1 protein-coding gene is annotated in these 1,037 nt (G+C 71.1%); it reads left to right on the top strand.

Features of this window, described 5'->3' with window-relative positions; genetic code table 11:
* On the top strand, positions 1-1,037 hold a 1,037-nt coding region (locus JHN63_RS51345), incomplete at both ends, for a M1 family metallopeptidase (protein WP_374223036.1).

Below are 1,037 nucleotides of genomic sequence, written 5' to 3'. Positions count from 1 at the left end.
CGCCTCGCCCCTCGCCCCGCGTCCCCACAGCCACCGCCTGTGCACTGGCGGCCCTCCTCCTGACGGCGTGCAGCGGGTCGGCGGGCGTCCAGGGCACCGCCGGCAGCGCGGGCGTACACGACCCGTACTTCCCGAAGGCGGGCAACGGCGGCTACGACGTGACCCACTACGACCTGACCCTCGCCTACACCCCCACCACCCACGCGCTCACCGCCACGACGACGATCACGGCCCGGGCCACCGCCCCCCTCTCCGCCTTCGACCTGGACCTCAAGGGCATGAAGGTCAACTCCCTGACGGTGGAAGGCAGGAAGGCCGACTGGACCCGCACCGGCCAGGAACTGAAGGTCCGCCCGCCCGCCACCCTCCCCCAGGGCAGGACATTCACGACGACGGTCGACTACTCCGGCACGCCCGAGACGCTCACCGACCCCGACGGCTCGGAGGAGGGCTGGCTGCGCACGGCCGACGGCGCGCTGGCCCTCGGCGAACCGACCGGCGCGATGGCGTGGTTCCCGAGCGACAACCACCCCTCCGACAAGGCGACGTACACCATCACGATCACCGTCCCGAAGGGCCTCCAGGCGGTCTCCAACGGCGAGTTGAGGTCGGAGACGACGACGGCCGACGGCCGCACGACCTCGACCTGGCGCACCACACAGCCCATGGCGACATACCTGGCGACGGTCGCGATCGGCCACTACGACATCACCCGCAGCACCACGAGCAACGGCCTCCCCGTGTACACGGCGGTGGACCCGCACGAGGCGGAGGCGAGCCGCAAGGTACTGGCACAGCTCCCGGAGATCATGGAGTGGGAGGAGTACAACTTCGGCCCGTACCCCTTCTCCTCCACCGGCGCGATCGTCGACCGCCGGGGCGACGCGGGCTACGCCCTGGAGACCCAGAACCGCCCGTTCTTCCCCGGCGCCCCCGACACCGCCACCCTCGTCCACGAACTCGCCCACCAGTGGTACGGCAACTCCGTCACCCCGAAGACCTGGCGCGACATGTGGCTCAACGAGGGCTTCGCGACC

This window comes from Streptomyces sp. MBT65 (assembly GCF_016612545.1).
In the GTDB taxonomy this organism is placed as follows: domain Bacteria; phylum Actinomycetota; class Actinomycetes; order Streptomycetales; family Streptomycetaceae; genus Streptomyces.
The sequence above is the reverse complement of the archived record's forward strand: the minus strand, read 5'-3'. Positions and strand labels throughout refer to the sequence as shown.